The sequence below is a fragment of the Gordonia malaquae NBRC 108250 genome, from assembly GCF_000344135.1.
Lineage (GTDB): Bacteria > Actinomycetota > Actinomycetes > Mycobacteriales > Mycobacteriaceae > Gordonia > Gordonia malaquae.
Genome location: NZ_BAOP01000023.1, coordinates 22,532 through 37,522, shown reverse-complemented (window position 1 = coordinate 37,522; position 14,991 = coordinate 22,532). Strand labels below are relative to the sequence as shown.

At 66.4% G+C, this 14,991-nt stretch carries 14 protein-coding genes and 2 pseudogenes; 9 read left to right on the top strand and 7 right to left on the bottom strand.

The window, feature by feature from the left end:
- From GM1_RS22970 to GM1_RS15125, 3 genes and pseudogenes are all read right to left on the bottom strand, one after another.
- Positions 1-187 (bottom strand): annotated as a pseudogene (locus GM1_RS22970) (IS110 family transposase); the annotation flags it as partial.
- Between the two features lie 476 nt (positions 188-663).
- Positions 664-1,338 (bottom strand): Crp/Fnr family transcriptional regulator, encoded by a 675-nt coding sequence (locus GM1_RS15130; protein ID WP_008380206.1) that lies wholly within the window; start codon positions 1,336-1,338, stop codon positions 664-666.
- A 134-nt stretch (positions 1,339-1,472) separates the two neighbouring features.
- Entirely contained in the window at positions 1,473-1,742 is a 270-nt protein-coding gene (locus tag GM1_RS15125) for a hypothetical protein (RefSeq protein ID WP_008380204.1), read from the bottom strand.
- A gap of 164 nt (positions 1,743-1,906) precedes the next feature.
- Here GM1_RS15125 and nth point away from each other — a divergent pair.
- The 4 genes and pseudogenes from nth (at position 1,907) to GM1_RS15105 (ending at position 5,291) form a co-directional block, all read left to right on the top strand.
- Positions 1,907-2,594: pseudogene (nth, locus tag GM1_RS15120) on the top strand (endonuclease III).
- The gene (locus GM1_RS23210) at positions 2,591-3,292 is read left to right on the top strand and encodes a TlpA disulfide reductase family protein (protein WP_040520308.1); all 702 of its coding nucleotides are present in this window, start codon (positions 2,591-2,593) and stop codon (positions 3,290-3,292) included. Before nth ends, GM1_RS23210 begins: the two are co-directional and overlap by 4 nt.
- A 62-nt stretch (positions 3,293-3,354) precedes the next feature.
- The gene (locus tag GM1_RS15110) at positions 3,355-4,089 is read left to right on the top strand and encodes an NUDIX hydrolase (RefSeq protein ID WP_008380200.1); all 735 of its coding nucleotides are present in this window, start codon (positions 3,355-3,357) and stop codon (positions 4,087-4,089) included.
- Positions 4,086-5,291, top strand: coding sequence for a MarP family serine protease (locus GM1_RS15105; RefSeq protein ID WP_008380199.1), 1,206 nt, complete (start codon positions 4,086-4,088; stop codon positions 5,289-5,291). The genes GM1_RS15110 and GM1_RS15105 overlap by 4 nt, the downstream gene beginning before the upstream one ends.
- Positions 5,292-5,307: 16 nt before the next feature.
- Here the strand turns inward: GM1_RS15105 and GM1_RS15100 are convergent, their stop codons facing one another.
- Positions 5,308-6,243, bottom strand: a complete 936-nt coding sequence (locus tag GM1_RS15100) for an alpha/beta fold hydrolase (RefSeq protein ID WP_008380197.1) — start codon at positions 6,241-6,243, stop codon at positions 5,308-5,310.
- Positions 6,244-6,262: 19 nt separating this feature from the next.
- Complete coding sequence (locus GM1_RS15095) at positions 6,263-6,787, bottom strand: phage holin family protein (RefSeq protein WP_008380195.1); 525 nt, start codon at positions 6,785-6,787, stop codon at positions 6,263-6,265.
- Between the two features lie 154 nt (positions 6,788-6,941).
- Here GM1_RS15095 and GM1_RS15090 point away from each other — a divergent pair, with 154 nt between their 5' ends.
- Both GM1_RS15090 and GM1_RS15085 read left to right on the top strand, forming a co-directional pair.
- Positions 6,942-7,289 (top strand): hypothetical protein, encoded by a 348-nt coding sequence (locus GM1_RS15090; RefSeq protein ID WP_040520312.1) that lies wholly within the window; start codon positions 6,942-6,944, stop codon positions 7,287-7,289.
- Entirely contained in the window at positions 7,282-7,869 is a 588-nt protein-coding gene (locus GM1_RS15085; protein WP_008380192.1) for a Dabb family protein, read from the top strand. The genes GM1_RS15090 and GM1_RS15085 overlap by 8 nt, the downstream gene beginning before the upstream one ends.
- Before the next feature lie 81 nt (positions 7,870-7,950).
- Here the strand turns inward: GM1_RS15085 and acs are convergent, their stop codons facing one another.
- Complete coding sequence (gene acs / locus GM1_RS15080; protein WP_008380191.1) at positions 7,951-9,894, bottom strand: acetate--CoA ligase; 1,944 nt, start codon at positions 9,892-9,894, stop codon at positions 7,951-7,953.
- A 173-nt stretch (positions 9,895-10,067) separates the two neighbouring features.
- On the opposite strand from acs, the gene GM1_RS15075 reads away from it, so the two are divergent.
- Positions 10,068-10,820, top strand: coding sequence for a Fic family protein (locus GM1_RS15075; protein ID WP_008380190.1), 753 nt, complete (start codon positions 10,068-10,070; stop codon positions 10,818-10,820).
- A gap of 447 nt (positions 10,821-11,267) precedes the next feature.
- Here the strand turns inward: GM1_RS15075 and GM1_RS15070 are convergent, their stop codons facing one another.
- Complete coding sequence (locus GM1_RS15070; protein ID WP_008380188.1) at positions 11,268-12,086, bottom strand: HAD family hydrolase; 819 nt, start codon at positions 12,084-12,086, stop codon at positions 11,268-11,270.
- 317 nt (positions 12,087-12,403) lie between these two features.
- Here GM1_RS15070 and GM1_RS15065 point away from each other — a divergent pair, with 317 nt between their 5' ends.
- Together GM1_RS15065 and GM1_RS15060 are read left to right on the top strand one after the other, a co-directional pair.
- Positions 12,404-13,351, top strand: a complete 948-nt coding sequence (locus tag GM1_RS15065; protein ID WP_008380186.1) for an esterase/lipase family protein — start codon at positions 12,404-12,406, stop codon at positions 13,349-13,351.
- Between the two features lie 10 nt (positions 13,352-13,361).
- Positions 13,362-14,954, top strand: coding sequence for a class I adenylate-forming enzyme family protein (locus GM1_RS15060; protein ID WP_040520311.1), 1,593 nt, complete (start codon positions 13,362-13,364; stop codon positions 14,952-14,954).
- The last annotated feature ends 37 nt before the right edge of the window (positions 14,955-14,991 follow it).

Sequence of the window (14,991 nt, the reverse complement as noted above, 5' to 3'; positions counted from 1 at the left end):
CAGCGTCGTCGTCGAGGTCATCGTCACTGGTGACTGTCTTGAGCGCTGCTCGTGCGATGACGTCGGTGAATGCGGTGATTCCGGCCGGTCCTTCGGGGACCCGGGCTCGGGCTAAGACTTTCTGATTGTCGTCGATCACGACCAGATCGTGATGATCTTCGGCCCAGTCGTCTCCTACAAACAACATGTCCCTCGACCCTCTCTATGCTGCTCGGTTCCTTCTCTGGCGGACGGTGGTGCCGCCCGAGGTCGGCAGCCGGGGCCGGCGAGCAGGTTGCGGACTAATGGCGCAGTGCTCACACCACACCTGCACGGGTGGGCCGGCACGTCATCCCAGCAGCAATCAAGAGCTCGTCAGGCGAAGCCTTCGGGGGCACGATCTCAAGGTAGGGCTCAACGAAATGGCCCAGCGAGCTGAAGTGCTCACCCGAAGGCTGGCTACCTCAACTAAGTCTGCCAACTCTCGTCGGCAACCTCAGTCCATTCCATTAGCGAGCTTGCGAGTCGAAAGGGTTTCTACGACGAAGGCCCGGCCCCGGACATGTGTGTCAGGAACCGGACCTTTCGACTCGCTGCGCGGGTCCTGAGCGAGCGCAGCGAGACGAAGGGCGCTCAAGGAGCAGGAGAGGCCCTCTCGCTCAAGGAGCGAGGGGAGTCGGTCGACTAGCGTGCGCGTCGTGCGAGGCGCTCGGAGTCGGCGATGAGAACGCTCTTGCCTTCGAGGCGGAGCCAGCCGCGCTGCGCGAAGTCGGCGAGAGCCTTGTTCACGGTCTCGCGCGATGCGCCGACCAGCTGAGCGATCTCCTCCTGCGTCAGATCGTGCGTCACGCGGAGGGCACCGCCCTCCTGCGTGCCGAAACGCTGAGCGAGCTGCAGGAGCTGCTTCGCGACACGACCGGGGACGTCGGTGAAGATGAGGTCCGCGAGGTTGTTGTTGGTACGACGCAGGCGACGGGCGAGGACGCGGAGCAGCTGCTCAGCGATCTCCGGGCGGTCCTTGATCCACTTGCGCAGCGCGTCGCGATCCATGGAGACGGCGCGGACCTCGGTTACGGTGGTCGCCGACGACGTGCGGGGACCGGGGTCGAAGATCGACAGCTCGCCGAACATGTCGGACGGCCCCATGATCGTCAGCAGGTTCTCGCGGCCGTCAGGCGATCGACGTCCGAGCTTCACCTTTCCGCTGAGGATGATGTATAGCCGATCTCCCGGTTCCCCCTCGTGGAAGATCACATGGCCGCGAGGGAACTCGACCGGCTGCAACTCCTTGGAGAGTGCAGCAACGGCTGTGGGCTCGACCCCCTGGAAAATACCTGCCCTGGCGAGTATCTCTTCCACCTAAAGAACCTCTCTTGTTCCGAACGTGCGCTCGAAGTTCAACACTACGGTCAAAATCATAGTTGTTGAATTGATCACGCGTGTACGAGGCATTCACACGAGGGTGAAATGTCCGAAAACTGCGCGTTTTGTGGTCAGCTGGCGCGCGTTCGTGCGTCAGAATCGGCCGGCAGGACCGGTTCCCCGCCCACATCGTTGCTGCGACGCTGCCGCAGTTCGTCGAGTGCGGCGGGCAGTCCGTCCTTCGCAAGGTTGCCGACATCGGTCTCGTCCGCGGTCTCCAGGAACTCCTCGACGTGGGCGCGTCCGACTGACAGTCGGTCGAGCCCGGTCTGAACCCGCTCCATCGCCAGTGCGAAGAACATCAGCACCGGAGGGAACAGGAGAGCTGCCAGTCCTTGCATGCAGGCCAGTCAACACGAACCTGCGGTGCGCTGGGAAACCAGAACGCCGGTCGTCACCGAGTTGTTACCGCATCGTCGCATCGGCGGTGCGGCCGCTAACCTGGGTTGTTGTGAGCAGACGTAAGCCGGAGACCCCGCTGGGCCTGGTCCGACGAGCACGTCGGATGAACAGGACTCTGCAGGAGGCGTTTCCGCACGTGTACTGCGAACTCGACTTCACCACTCCGCTGGAGCTGTCCGTGGCGACGATCCTGTCGGCGCAGTGCACAGACGTCCGCGTCAATCAGGTGACGCCCGCTCTCTTCCGTCGGTACCCGGACGCGTTCTCGTATGCGAGCGCCGACCGGACGGAACTGGAGGAGATGATCCGCTCGACGGGCTTCTACCGAAACAAGGCCAACTCGATCATCGGCCTGGGGCAGGCGCTCGTCGACAGGTTCGACGGTGAGGTGCCCGGCACCCTGAAAGAGCTCGTCACGCTTCCCGGATTCGGACGGAAGACGGCGAATGTGGTGTTGGGCAACGCGTTCGGTGTCCCCGGGATCACCGTCGACACGCACTTCGGCCGTCTCGTCCGCCGATGGGACTGGACTCAGGAGACCGATCCGGTGAAGGTCGAGAAGGTCGTCGGGGAGTTGATCCCGCGCAAGGAGTGGACTGACCTGTCGCACCGCATCATCTTCCACGGGCGCCGGGTGTGCCACGCGAGGACTCCCGCCTGCGGCGTCTGCCTGCTTGCGAAGGACTGCCCGTCGTTCGGCGAGGGGCAGGTCGATCCGGTCAAGGCGGCCGCACTCGTGAAAGGCTCCGGAGACCGACCATCTCCTCGCATTGGCGGGGATCACCGAATGAGCACGATGGACACCCTGAAGAAGACGTTTGCGCTGCCCGGCATGCGGGCGATGATCGCGTTCATCATCGTGACGATCGCCCTGGTCGTCGCGCTGTGGCCGCGGGGGACCGACGAACCGGCGGCGCCCGCAGCGCCGAGCAGCCCGCCGTCCGGCATCACCGACCAGACGGTGGCACAGAGCGAGATCGACGCGGCCCGGCGCGACGCGGCGCTGAACCCGTGTCCCGCAGGCGCCGGTGCGGCGGCGACCGGACCGCTGGCAGGCGTGACCGTGCCGTGCATGGGCGACGGCTCGACGATCGACGTCGGTGCTGCGACGGCCGGAAAACCACTGGTCATCAACATGTGGGCGGTGTGGTGCCTGCCCTGCCGACGAGAGCTTCCCCTGTTCGACCGACTGTCGGCGGCCTCGGGTGACAAGCTGAACGTGCTCGCAGTTCACGCACGCGAGGGCGGCGACAAGCCGTACTTCGTTCTCAAGTTCCTTCAAGAGGTCGGAGTCCACTTGCCGGTCGTCACCGATCCACAGGGCTCGATCGCGCAGGCGGTGAAGGCGCCACGCGTGTTCCCGTCCACGGTATTCATTCGTGCGGACGGATCCGTGGCGGCCGTGCTGCCGCGTGTGTTCGAGACCTACGAAGATCTGACCGGGGCCGTCCGCGAGCAGCTGGGCGTCGACCTTGGGGCTGCTTCGTGAGTCGCCGAGGACCCGAGTACACGCCCGGTCCACTGGTCGACCGCGCTGCGGTTCCCGAGTGGATGCGGGCGATCACCGACGATGTCGGCGCAGTCAACGAGTCGGTTCTCAATCGTGGTGGTGATCGCTCCAAATGGGTGGCCGCGCTCCGAAGTTCGCGTGCGGCGTCGGTGCTCGTGCTGTTCGGCGGGTCGTTCGACGCCGCCGCAGACCACCCCGGAGGTGTGCCCGCCGACGCGGATGTCCTGCTGACCGAACGTGCGGCGACGCTGCGCACCCACAGCGGTCAGATCGCGTTCCCCGGCGGCAGCCGTGATCCCGGAGACGATTTCCCGGTCGGCACCGCGATGCGCGAAGCCTACGAGGAGACGGGGCTGATACCGCAGGGCGTCGACGTTCTCGCGTCGTTGCCGACGTTCCCGGTACCGTCCGGCTTCGAAGTGACACCGGTGCTCGCGCACTGGTCGTCGCCGACTCCGGTCCGCGTGGTGGACGAGGGTGAGACCGCTCGCGTCACTCGAGTGAACCTCCGCGAACTGCTCAAGCCCGAGAACCGCTTCCAGGTGAGCAGGTCGTTCATGGGCGGCAACGTGTACCGCGGCCCGGCCTTTCTGCTCGACGGCATGCTGGTGTGGGGATTCACCGGCGGAATCATCGCAGCGATAGCCGAGGCCGCGGGCTGGGAAGTGCCCTGGGACAAGAACGACGTCCGGCCGCTCGAGAAGATGATCGCCGCGACGGGCAACCGCCAGGAGTCGGGATTCGCGACCGCTGACGTCCCGGAGTCGCCGCAGTGAGCGGGTCCGTCTGGGTAGACCTCGTCATCGTCGCGATCGCGCTCCTGGCCGCGTTCAGCGGATACCGCCAGGGTGCTGCGGCGTCGGCTCTCGCGTTCGCCGGAGTCCTGATCGGCGCGGTCGCCGGGGTCCTCCTCGCACCGCTCGTGATCAAACAGTTCGACGACGGGCGGCTGCGCCTCGCGGTCGGGGTCCTGTTGATCATCGGCCTCATCGTGGTGGGCGAACTGTCGGGCATGGTGCTCGGCCGGGCGGCCCGCAGCAGCATCCATTCACCGACGCTCCGTCGAATCGACAGCGGCGTCGGATCGGTGCTGCAGGTAGTGGCGATCCTGGTGGCCGCGTGGCTGCTGTCGTTCCCGCTGCGGGGCGCCGATCAGCCGAGGATCTCTCAGGCCGTCGACGACTCGCGCATCGTGCAAGCCGTCGACGACGTCGCTCCGCAGTGGATGCGGAACGTGCCGGACGAACTGACCGAGCTCATCGACTCCTCCGGGATCAAGGAAGTCATCGGCCCCTTCGGCGCGACGAAGGTCTCCAACGTCGACGAGCCGGACCAACAACTCGCCGAACTCCCGATCGTCCGGCAGGTGCGGCCGAGCGTCATCAAGATCACCGGCGTCGCACGGAGCTGCGGACAGTCGTTGGAGGGCAGTGGGTTCGTCGTCGGACCGAACCGGATCATGACCAATGCGCATGTCGTCGCCGGAACCGACGAAGTGTCCGTCGAGACGGCCCGTGGCAGGCATCTCGACGCGACCGTCGTCTGGTTCAACTACCGGACAGACGTCGCGATCCTCGACGTCCCGAACCTGCGGGCGCCGTCGCTTGATTTCGCCGCGGATCAGGCGTCGACGTCCGACGACGCGATCGTGCTCGGGTTCCCGGAGAACGGCCCCTACACGATCACTCCGGTCCGCGTCCGGAACGTGGTGAACCTCAACGGCCCGGACATCTATCAGAGTCCCAAGCCGGTGCAGCGCGAGGTGTACACGATGCGTGGCCTCATCCGCTCCGGAAACTCGGGCGGCCCGATGATCACCGAGGACGGCAAGGTGCTGGGCCTCGTCTTCGGCGCCTCGCAGGACCCCGCGGACGACACCGGCTTCGCCCTCACCGCGTCCCAGGTTCAGCAGGACCTCGCCGCGGCGAAGGGCCGGACCTCCGCCGTCAGCACACAGAGGTGCGTGACCGCGAAGTAGGTTTCCTTCAGTGGGCTCAGCGGTCGAGATGCCCCAGGATCGCGGCGTTCACCGCGCTCGGTGCTTCCTGGTGGAGGAAGTGCCCGGCGCCGCTGATGACGCGGTAGTCGAAGTCGCGTGACCATTCGCGGCTCTGCGCCATGAGGGAGTCGAGGATGTAGTCGTCTTCGCGGCCGCGGAGGGCCAGAAACGGGTGATCGAGTCGTTTGTTCATCAGTTCCATGAACCGCCAGCCGTCAGGGCGGAACTGCGAGCGGAACGCCCAACGGCGATATTCCAGACTGCAGTGGGCGACGCCGGGGATCTGGATCGCGAGTCGGTTGCGCGTGATCGCTTCGGCGAAGTCGGGCGTCTCCCGCCACGCTCGCCCGGAGCGTTCGGTGAAGTACTCCTCGACGAATGCGCCGTCGCCCCGCGTGAGGCGACGTTCACCGATGCGCGGGAGCTGGTTGTGCAGGAACGGTGCGAGGAACGCTGTCCGCTCCTCCGAGTTGAACAGGGCGCCCTGCCTGAGTGCACGAGGGTGCGGAGAGGACAGCACAACCACTCGGTCGACTGCCCGCGGATGGAGGGTCGCCGTCGCCCAGCACACCAGACCTCCGTCGGCGTGCCCGACGAGCGATGCCGACGAGTGCCCGAGGGCTCGGATGAGAGCATGCGTGTCGCCTGCCAGCGTCCAGCCGTCGTAGCCGCGCGGAGGCTTGTCGGTGTCGCCGTAGCCGCGCAGATCCACTGCCACCGCGCGGTATCCGGCAGCGGTGAGTGCGGGGAGTTGATGCCGCCACGTCCACCAGAACTCGCCGAAGCCGTGCAGCAGCAGGACGAGAGGACGGTCGGCGACCGACTGCTCGCTCTCGACGGCGTGAAAGCGCAGACCGCCTGCACGCACGTCGAAATGCTGCCACGGCCCGTCGAAGCGGACCTCCGTCGGATCCGGGGGAGGTGACGTCACGCTGATTGGTCGCCGGTGGTCAGCGAGCCATCGGGTCGCGGGCCGGCGGGATCTGCGGGTGCGCGACACCACCGGTCGACGCCGGGCGACCCGGGATGACCTCGGCGATCGAGTTCAGCGACTCGATCGTCTTCTCCGGAGCCTTCAGCTTCTTGAACAGGATGTATCCCACGCCGATCGCGGCGATCGACACGATCAGGAGCAGCAGGAACACGATGCCGAACGCCGCCCACGTCGGGAGCCACACGTCGAGCAGGAAGCCGAGGAAGACGAAGAAGAACAGGCTCGCGTACAGCAGCAGGACTGCGGCGCCGATGATCAGGCCGCTGCCCGCACCCGCCTTCTTGGCCTCGGTGACGAGCTCCGACTTCGCGAGGGCGAGCTCGGCGCGGAACAGCGTCGACGCACTGGCCGTCGCATCCTTGACGAGGTTGCCGATGGTCGGTTCGCCGTCAGCGCCGAGGTTGGCGTCCGACAACGGAATCGACGGCACGCGCGGGGCGTCTGCGGGCTGCGGAGGCCAGGTGTCCTGATTGCCGCTCACGAATTCTCCCTCAAGCTGTACGTTGGTCGGACTTCATGTTGCCATGCCTGCCCGTCGATGCCGACCAGGGCACGTCGCAGTGTTTCTCACCGACGTCCCGGTGAATGAGAACGGCGACCGATTCGAGGGTCCGCTCGCGCTTACGGTGCGTCGAGTGAGCACCATTGACGTCTACATAGTCGACCGAGTCGAGATCGCCGCCGGTCGCGCTCGCGAGTTCGTCGACGAGTACCAGAGCACGTACATGCCGGGGGCCCGCGATCGTGGGTTGAGGCTCGACCGGATGACGCTGTCGCCTCCGTTGTTCCTCGCCGACGATTCGAACGTCCTCACCGTGACATGGGCAGTCGACGGAGCGGCCGGTTGGTGGTCGAGCGCGCTCGCTGCCCGCCACGACGACGCGCCCGCTCGGTGGTGGGACTCGGTGGCCGACCTCGTCGTCCACCGGACACGGACGATGGAGTCGTCGGTCTACGACGTGGCGGAGCTGTGCGATGTCTGAGATGCTCCGCCTGATCCACCTCCGCAGTCCGGACGACGCAGCCGCCGTCGTTCGGCGACTGCGCGGTGTCGTCGGCTCAGATCCCGCGGCAGTGGTCCAGCCGACGCACAGGTCGTCGTTGCGGGCGGGTGACGTGCTTCTTCGATGCACTGCCGACTCGGCAGTCCGCGCCGCGATCGACACGGTGCTCGCCGAGGACGGCGCCGTGTCGCGGGTCGACGGCGCCGACTTCGACGGCGGGTCTGCAGGATCGCGGGTGGCCGATCCGACGGCGGGCGTCTACCGTGCGCTGCTTCTGCGGGTGGAGCCTGGCACCGCACCGGACGTCGTCGCGCGTTTCGAGAGGGAGACGCTCGACATGCCGACTCACATCTCATCGATCCTCGCGTGGCGTTTGAGCCGTGTGGAGGACGGTCCGGACTGGACTCACGTATGGGAGCAGTGGTTCACCGATGTCGACGCTGTCGTCGGTCAGTACATGCTGCACCCGGTCCACTGGGCGCGCATCGACCGCTGGTTCGATCCGGAATGCCCCGACGTGATCGTGCGCGCCCCGGTCATCCACGCCGTCGCGGGCTGACCGCGGCCACACGAGGCGCTCAACGACAAACGAGGCACGCATGCGTGCCTCGTTTGTCGTCGGATGCCTCGTTCAGATGTGTCAGGCCCTCTTGGCGCGAATCGCCTCGAACACCGACGGGTCGACGAGTGTCGAGGTGTCGCCGAGTTCACGTCCCTCCGCGACGTCCTTGAGAAGACGACGCATGATCTTGCCCGAACGGGTCTTCGGGAGCTCGGGGACGATGTTGATCTCGCGAGGTTTGGCGATCGGCGAGATGTCGACGGCCACCTGCTGACGCATCTCGGCGATCAGCGCGTCGCCGGTGTTGTCGATGCCGCCCATCAGGATGACGAACGCGACGATGCCCTGACCGGTCGTCTCATCGGCCGCGCCGATCACGGCGGCCTCTGCGACGGCGGGATGGGCGACGAGTGCGGATTCGACCTCCGACGTCGAGATGCGGTGCCCCGACACGTTCATCACGTCGTCGACTCGGCCCAGCACCCAGAGCGCTCCGTCCTCGTCGTACCGCGCGCCGTCGCCCGCGAAGTACCAGCGCTGGTCTTCGAAACGCGACCAGTAGGTCTCCTTGAAACGCTCCGGGTCGCCCCAGATGCCGCGCAGCATGCCCGGCCACGGACGATCGAGGACCAGATAGCCCTGCTCGCCCGCGCCGACCGGGTTGGCGTTGTCGTCGACGATCGATGCGCTGATGCCCGGCAGCGGACGCATCGCCGAACCCGGCTTGGTGGCGGTGACGCCGGGCAGCGGCGAGATCATGATGCCGCCGGTCTCGGTCTGCCACCAGGTGTCGACGATCGGGCAGCGTCCGCCGCCGATCACGTCGTTGTACCAGCGCCACGCTTCCGGGTTGATAGGCTCGCCGACGCTGCCGAGCAGGCGGAGCGATGAGAGGTCGTGGGCGTCGGGCACTTCACGGCCCCACTTCATGAACGTGCGGATCAGGGTCGGCGCGATGTAGTAAGTGGTGACGCCGTACTTCTCGATGATCTGGAAGTGACGGTGCTCGTCAGGCGAGTTCGGGGTGCCCTCGTAGATCACCTCGGTGGCGCCGTTGGAGAGCGGGCCGTACACGAGGTAGCTGTGGCCGGTCACCCAGCCGATGTCGGCGCCGCACCAGAAGACGTCCCGGCCCTCTTTGTGGTCGAACACGTTGTGGAAGGTGTACGACGCCTGCGTCAGGTAGCCGCCCGAGGAGTGGACGATGCCCTTCGGCTTGCCGGTGGTGCCCGAGGTGTAGAGCAGGAACAGGGGATGTTCGGCGTCGAACGACTCCGGCTCGTGGTTCGGCGACGCCTCGCCGACGGTGTCCTCCCACCAGACGTCGCGACCCTCCACCCAGTTGAGATCCGGATCGTGGTTGGTGCGACGGACGACGATGACCTTCTCGATGGACGGCGCGGCGTCGGCTCCGGTGCCGAGGGCCTCGTCGACGGCTTCCTTCAGCGGCGCGGGCTGACCGCGGCGGAACTGTCCGTCGGTGGTGATGACGACCTTCGCCTCGGCGTCGTCGACACGCGAGCGGAGTGCCGCGGCCGAGAAGCCTGCGAACACCACGGAGTGGGTGAGGCCGAGGCGCGCGCACGCGAGCATCGAGATGATCGCCTCGGGGACCATCGGCATGTAGATCGCGACGCGGTCGCCCGCCTGCAGGCCGATCGACGACAGGTAGTTCGCAGCGCGCGAGACCTCGTCCTTGAGCTGGCTGTAGGTGATGTCACGGGTGTCGTCGATCGGCTCGCCGACCCAGTGGATGGCGACGCGGTCGCCCTTGCCTGCAGCGACGTGGCGGTCGACGCAGTTCACCGAGACGTTCAACTCGCCTCCGACGAACCACTTCGCGAACGGTGCGTTCGACCAGTCCAGGACCTGCTCGAACGGCTTCGCCCAGTCGAGCCGACGCGCCTGCTCCGCCCAGAACTCATCGGGGTCCGCATCCGCCCTGGTGTACATCTCGGCGGTCGCGTTGGCGTTCGCGGCGAAGTCGTCTGAGGGCGGGTACACCTTGCTGGCTTCAGTCATCGTCGTTGCCTTTCCAATCTCGAATGTCGGCGATTCGCACACGCCGGATCAGCTCACACTGTGAGGGTAGTCACCTGACGTTGCATGCGAGTAGCGGTACGTCTCACGGCCCGGTCCACGCGATGAACGGTCGCTGTGACGCGACAGGTGGACCCGCGACTATCGTGGCCGGGGTGAGTGCTGATCCCCTGGCCCCGCTCCTCGAGCTGCCCGACGTCCGCGATGCCGCAGAGTCGGCGCGCGACGCGCTGAGCGCCGTCCACCGTCACCGGTACAACCTCCGCGGCTGGGACAAGACGTCGCGCGAGGCGTCGTGGCGGGCAGGCCGATCGTCGGCGGCGATCGAAGGCGGAAGTGTGGAACTGCAGCGAGATGCGCAGTTCGACGACCCGATCACCGACGGCGCGATGCGCGTCGCGCAGGCGTTGGACGCCGACGGCATCGACCAACTCGGTGCCGTGTTCCGTCGAGCGCCGGCCCAGGCGTTGGCGCGCCTCCACACACTTGCCGCTGCGGGCCTCGTCGACGACGCAGCACTGCTTGGACGACCGCGGACGGAACCGCACATCGCGCAGCGTCTGGACTTCCTCGGCCAACTGATCACCGGGCAGTCCACGGTCCCCGCACCCGTACTCGCTGCGGTCGTGCACGGTGAACTGCTGTCGCTCGCGCCGTTCACAGAGGGCAATGGTGTTGTCGCGCGTGGTGCATCGCGGCTCGTGTCGGCGGCGACCGGCCTGGATCCGCACCTGCTGGGTGTCCCCGAGGTGACGTGGCTGCGGCGGATCGGCGACTACCGGGAGTTGTCTGCGCTCTTCGGGACCGGCGATGCCGGCGCGATCGGCGCCTGGATCGTCCTGTGCTGTGAGGCGATGGAGGCCGGCGCGGCCGAAGCCAAGTCGATCGCCGACGCCGCTGCCGGCTGAACGGGGAGGACTGGCCGGTTTCGTCGCTGGTTGAGCGCAGTCGAAACCCGTCGCTGGTTGAGCGCAGTCGAAACCACATAAATGCGGGCGACATCCCTTCCGGTGAAGATCCGGATCAAGGGGTGTCGCCCGCAAGCACGGACGCAAGTTACCAAGCGTGCTGGGTGGGTTGTGGGGTCGCCTCGGCGGGTGGCCGCTGGAATCTCGACGTGGTTCCCAGGCTGAGTACTTCTCTGGCGGAATGGTCACGAATGATGCCGACGGTGTCGCAGGCGCACAACGCTTGTGCCAATGCGGCGTGCTCCGCGTGGGTGCTAGCCGTCCGTGCTGGGAATCGTTTCCGGGGGATCAGGCCTTCTCTGCTGGCCTGAGCTTTGCCGTCTGCGATTCCGTACCCCTTTTCTACGCTGTGATGCGGGTCACTGCAAGCGTTTCGCAAAAGAACTTTCAGGCGGCTCGATCGGCCGAATGGCGCGAGTGATGTCGCTGGTAGAGCACCGCGGCAGCGGCGATGGCGCCGATTCCCGTGGCGCACAGAGCGGTTCGTCCGACAGTCGAGGGGCTCGGCCGGTGTGCGGCCGCGGACGGGATGTCGAAGTCGAGGATCTCCCAGTTGTTTGCTTCGGCGTGTTGGCGCAATGGTTTGTCGGGATTGACCACTGCAGGGTGTCCAACGGCCTCGAGCATGGGGAGGTCGGTGATCGAATCCGAGTACGAGTACGACTTCGCGAGGTCGTAGCCCTTGTCTGCGGCGAGTTCCGCGACGGCGACGGCCTTCTCGTCGCCGTAGCAATAGAAGTCGAGGTCGCCGGAATAGTGCCCGTCGACGATCCGCATGCGGCTGGCGCGAACGATGTCGACGCCGAGAAGTTCGCCGATCGGCTCCACCATCTCGATGCCCGATGCGGAGATCAGCACGATGTCGTGTCCGGCGGCTTTGTGCTGGGCGATCAGTTCGAGCGCTTCGGGGAAGACGACTGGGCGCACCACGTCGTCGAGGGTCTCGGCGACGATGGCCTTGACCTGCGCGGCGTCCCAGCCGGTGCACATGTCGGTGACGTGCTTGCGCAGCTTGTCGACGTGACTCTCGTCGGCGTTCGCGAGCAGGAACTGGAGTTGGGCGACCGCGGATCGGAGCATCGCCCGTCGGGTCAGGAGCCCACCGTCGTAGAACGGGCGGGTGAAGGCGAGAGCGCTCGACCGTGCGATCACTGTCTTGTCGAGGTCGAAGAACGCGGCTATCCGGTTCGGCTGTGCCGTGGTCACGGTCGCATAGTACGGGGGCGAGGTGACAGGTGCGGTGTGATCCACGGAATAGAAATGAAAGATAGTTGGTGTTGCAATCTTCGCGCGGGCGCGTGTAAATTCAAGAGTGTCCGGCAATGCCGGAGGCTTTCAGCCCGACCCCCCGGGGCTGAAACGCTGATGACCCCGACCTCCTCCCCCCTGGTCGGGGTCGTCTTCTTTCTACGGCCTTTTCGCCGCCCGTTCATCCTCTTCCCCTTGTCGCGGGAGACGTGTACCTTCGCTCTAACCAAGCAATCGCTAGGTCGCTTGTGTGTGGCCAGGGGAAGGTCTCAAGAATGAGATTTGCAGGACGTCTGGCGGTCGCCGTGTGCGCCGCACTGTTGTGTGTGACCGCGCTGGTCGCCCCGGGTGCCGCCGAGGCGAAGAAGCTGCCGGAGAATTTCAACTTCTTCGGCGGCATCCCGCAGGAGCTGCAGCACCCCGGATCATCGTTGCCGGGATCGAACGACTTCTCCTGCAAGCCGACCGCCGCACACCCTCGGCCCGTCGTCCTGGTGCACGGCACCGGCGGCGCCAAGACCACCAACTGGGGCGCGTACGTCCCGATGCTGAAGAATCGCGGCTACTGCGTCTTCGCGCTCACCTACGGTGCGCTCAAGGGCTGGCCGTGGCCGTTCACCGCGGTCGGAGGAATGGACTTTCAGCAGGTAAGCGCCGCGCAGCTGGCGAAGTTCGTCAACCGAGTGCTGAAGGCGACCGGTGCGAAGACCGTCGACCTCATCGGGCACTCGCAGGGCACGTACATGCCGACGTACTACCTGAAGTACTACGGCGGGGCGTCGAAGGTCACCAAGTACGTCTCGCTGGCGCCGCTGTGGCGCGGCACCGGATCGCTCAATCCGGTGATGAACAAGCTCGGGGAAGCGATCGGCGCAGTAACGATGCCGATGTGCATCGGCTGTGGAGCGATGCTGCCCGGCTCTCCGTTCAACAAGAAGATCTGGAAGGGCGGAAGCCCGTACGTCAAGGGCGTCTCGTACACCAACATCATGACCAAGTTCGACGAGCTGGTGGTTCCGTTCACCGCGGGCTACGTGGTCGGTCGCAAGGGCGAAGACGTCACGAACATCGTCGTTCAGGACACCTGCTCGAAGGACTTCAGCGATCACCTCGCGATCGCAGGTTCGCGACGGGCGGCCTACTTCGCGTTGAACGCCCTCGATCCGGAGCATCCGGTGAAGGTGCCGTGCGTGTTCGTGCCGCCGTTCACCGGACAGTCCTGACGTGGCGGGCATGCGTCCCGACCTGTCGGGCGTCGACGAACTGACAATCAATCTGACGCACCGCGTGTGCATCGGCGACCTTCCCACACGCGCCGCCCGCCAGTTCGGCGATCGCCCCGCGGTCGTCGACGGCGACGTGACGGTGAGCTACCGAGAGTTGGAGGCCAGGTCGAACGCGCTGGCGCGTGGGCTCATCGAGCGCGGCCTGGTCCGGGGCGACGCCGTGGCGCTACAACTGCAGAATCGCTGGCAGTTCCCGGTGGCGCTGTTCGCGCTCGCCAAGATCGGCGTCACCGCGATGCCGTTGAACCTGGCCATCTCGCCGTCCGACGTGGCGTATCAACTCGCGGACAGCGGAGTCCGTGCGGTAGTCAGCGAAGCCGCCTTCGTACCCGTCTTGGCCGGTGCCTTCGCCGACGGCCCCGCCGAGGTGACCGAGGTTGTCGTGGTCGGTGAGGCGCCCTCGGAGATCGCGGGTGTTCCGACCGTCCCGTGGGACGCCGTGGTCTCCGACGACACGTCTGTCGTCGAGACCGTTGTCGACGACCGCGACATCGTCCACTGCCTGTACACGTCGGGCACCACTTCGCGGCCGAAAGGTGTGTTGACCAGTCACGTCGCGGTGCACATCGGGGCGTTGTCGTCGGCGCTCGGGCTGGGACTGCGGCCCGACGTGGCGCACCCCGTGCAACCGATCGTGCTGCCGCTGTTCCACGTGACAGCGCTCGACGCGCTGATGCTCCCGACGCTGCTCGTCGGCGGCACCGCGGTACTGCTGCGCGGGTTCGACCCGGCAGCGCTCGCGCAGACCTTCGTCGACCACCGCGTGACCCATGTGACTCTCCTTCCGATGATGTGGGCGGCGCTTGTCGCGCAGCCCGCGCTGACGGACGAGAACACGTCGTCGCTGATCACGGGCCTTTACGCGATGGCTCCGATGGCACAGCAGGTGCTGGCCGGCGTGCGTGCCCGGTTCCCGGGCGCCGCGATCATCCTCGGCTCGGGCCAGACCGAGACCACCCCGGCGTCAGAACTCCAGTGGAACGGACATCAGGGCGTCAAGGACGAGTCGTGGGGCCCGGCGACAGTGTCGACGGACGTCGCGATCATGGGCGCGGACGGCGGGCTGCTGGCCGCCGATGAGACCGGCGAGATCGTCTATCGCAGTCCACAGCTCATGGAGGGGTACTGGAACAACGCCGACGCGAACACCGAGGCGTTCGCGCACGGATGGTTTCACGGCGGCGACATCGGACACCTCGACGACGAGGCCGTCGTCTGGTTCACCGACAGATCCAAGGACATCATCAAATCCGGTGGAGAGAATGTCAGCTCCGTCGAGGTGGAGCGAGTGCTGCTCGGGCATCCCGCCGTCGCTGAGGCGGCCGTCGTCGGACGTCCGCACGAACGGTGGGGCGAAGCCGTGACCGCGGTGATCGTCACCGTGCCCGACGCCGTCGTCGACGCGGACGAGCTCATCGAATGGGCCAAGGAACGTCTTGCGGGATTCAAGACGCCCAAGACCATCGAGATCGTCGACGCCCTGCCCAAGACCGCGACCGGCAAAGTCCAGAAGCACGTCGTGCGCAGTTCGCCCAAGTGAGGCCCTACTGGTCATTGAGCCCTCACCGAGGCGCCAG

What these genes read in the sequence shown, in the direction of transcription:
- GM1_RS15060 (WP_040520311.1), top strand. Translation starts at nt 13,362, where the DNA reads ATGCGTCCCGACCTGTCGGGCGTCGACGAACTGACAATCAATCTGACG.
- GM1_RS15125 (WP_008380204.1), bottom strand. Translation starts at nt 1,742, where the DNA reads ATGCAAGGACTGGCAGCTCTCCTGTTCCCTCCGGTGCTGATGTTCTTC.
- GM1_RS15110 (WP_008380200.1), top strand. Translation starts at nt 3,355, where the DNA reads ATGCGGGCGATCACCGACGATGTCGGCGCAGTCAACGAGTCGGTTCTC.
- GM1_RS15065 (WP_008380186.1), top strand. Translation starts at nt 12,404, where the DNA reads ATGAGATTTGCAGGACGTCTGGCGGTCGCCGTGTGCGCCGCACTGTTG.
- GM1_RS23210 (WP_040520308.1), top strand. Translation starts at nt 2,591, where the DNA reads ATGAGCACGATGGACACCCTGAAGAAGACGTTTGCGCTGCCCGGCATG.
- GM1_RS15085 (WP_008380192.1), top strand. Translation starts at nt 7,282, where the DNA reads ATGTCTGAGATGCTCCGCCTGATCCACCTCCGCAGTCCGGACGACGCA.
- acs (WP_008380191.1), bottom strand. Translation starts at nt 9,894, where the DNA reads ATGACTGAAGCCAGCAAGGTGTACCCGCCCTCAGACGACTTCGCCGCG.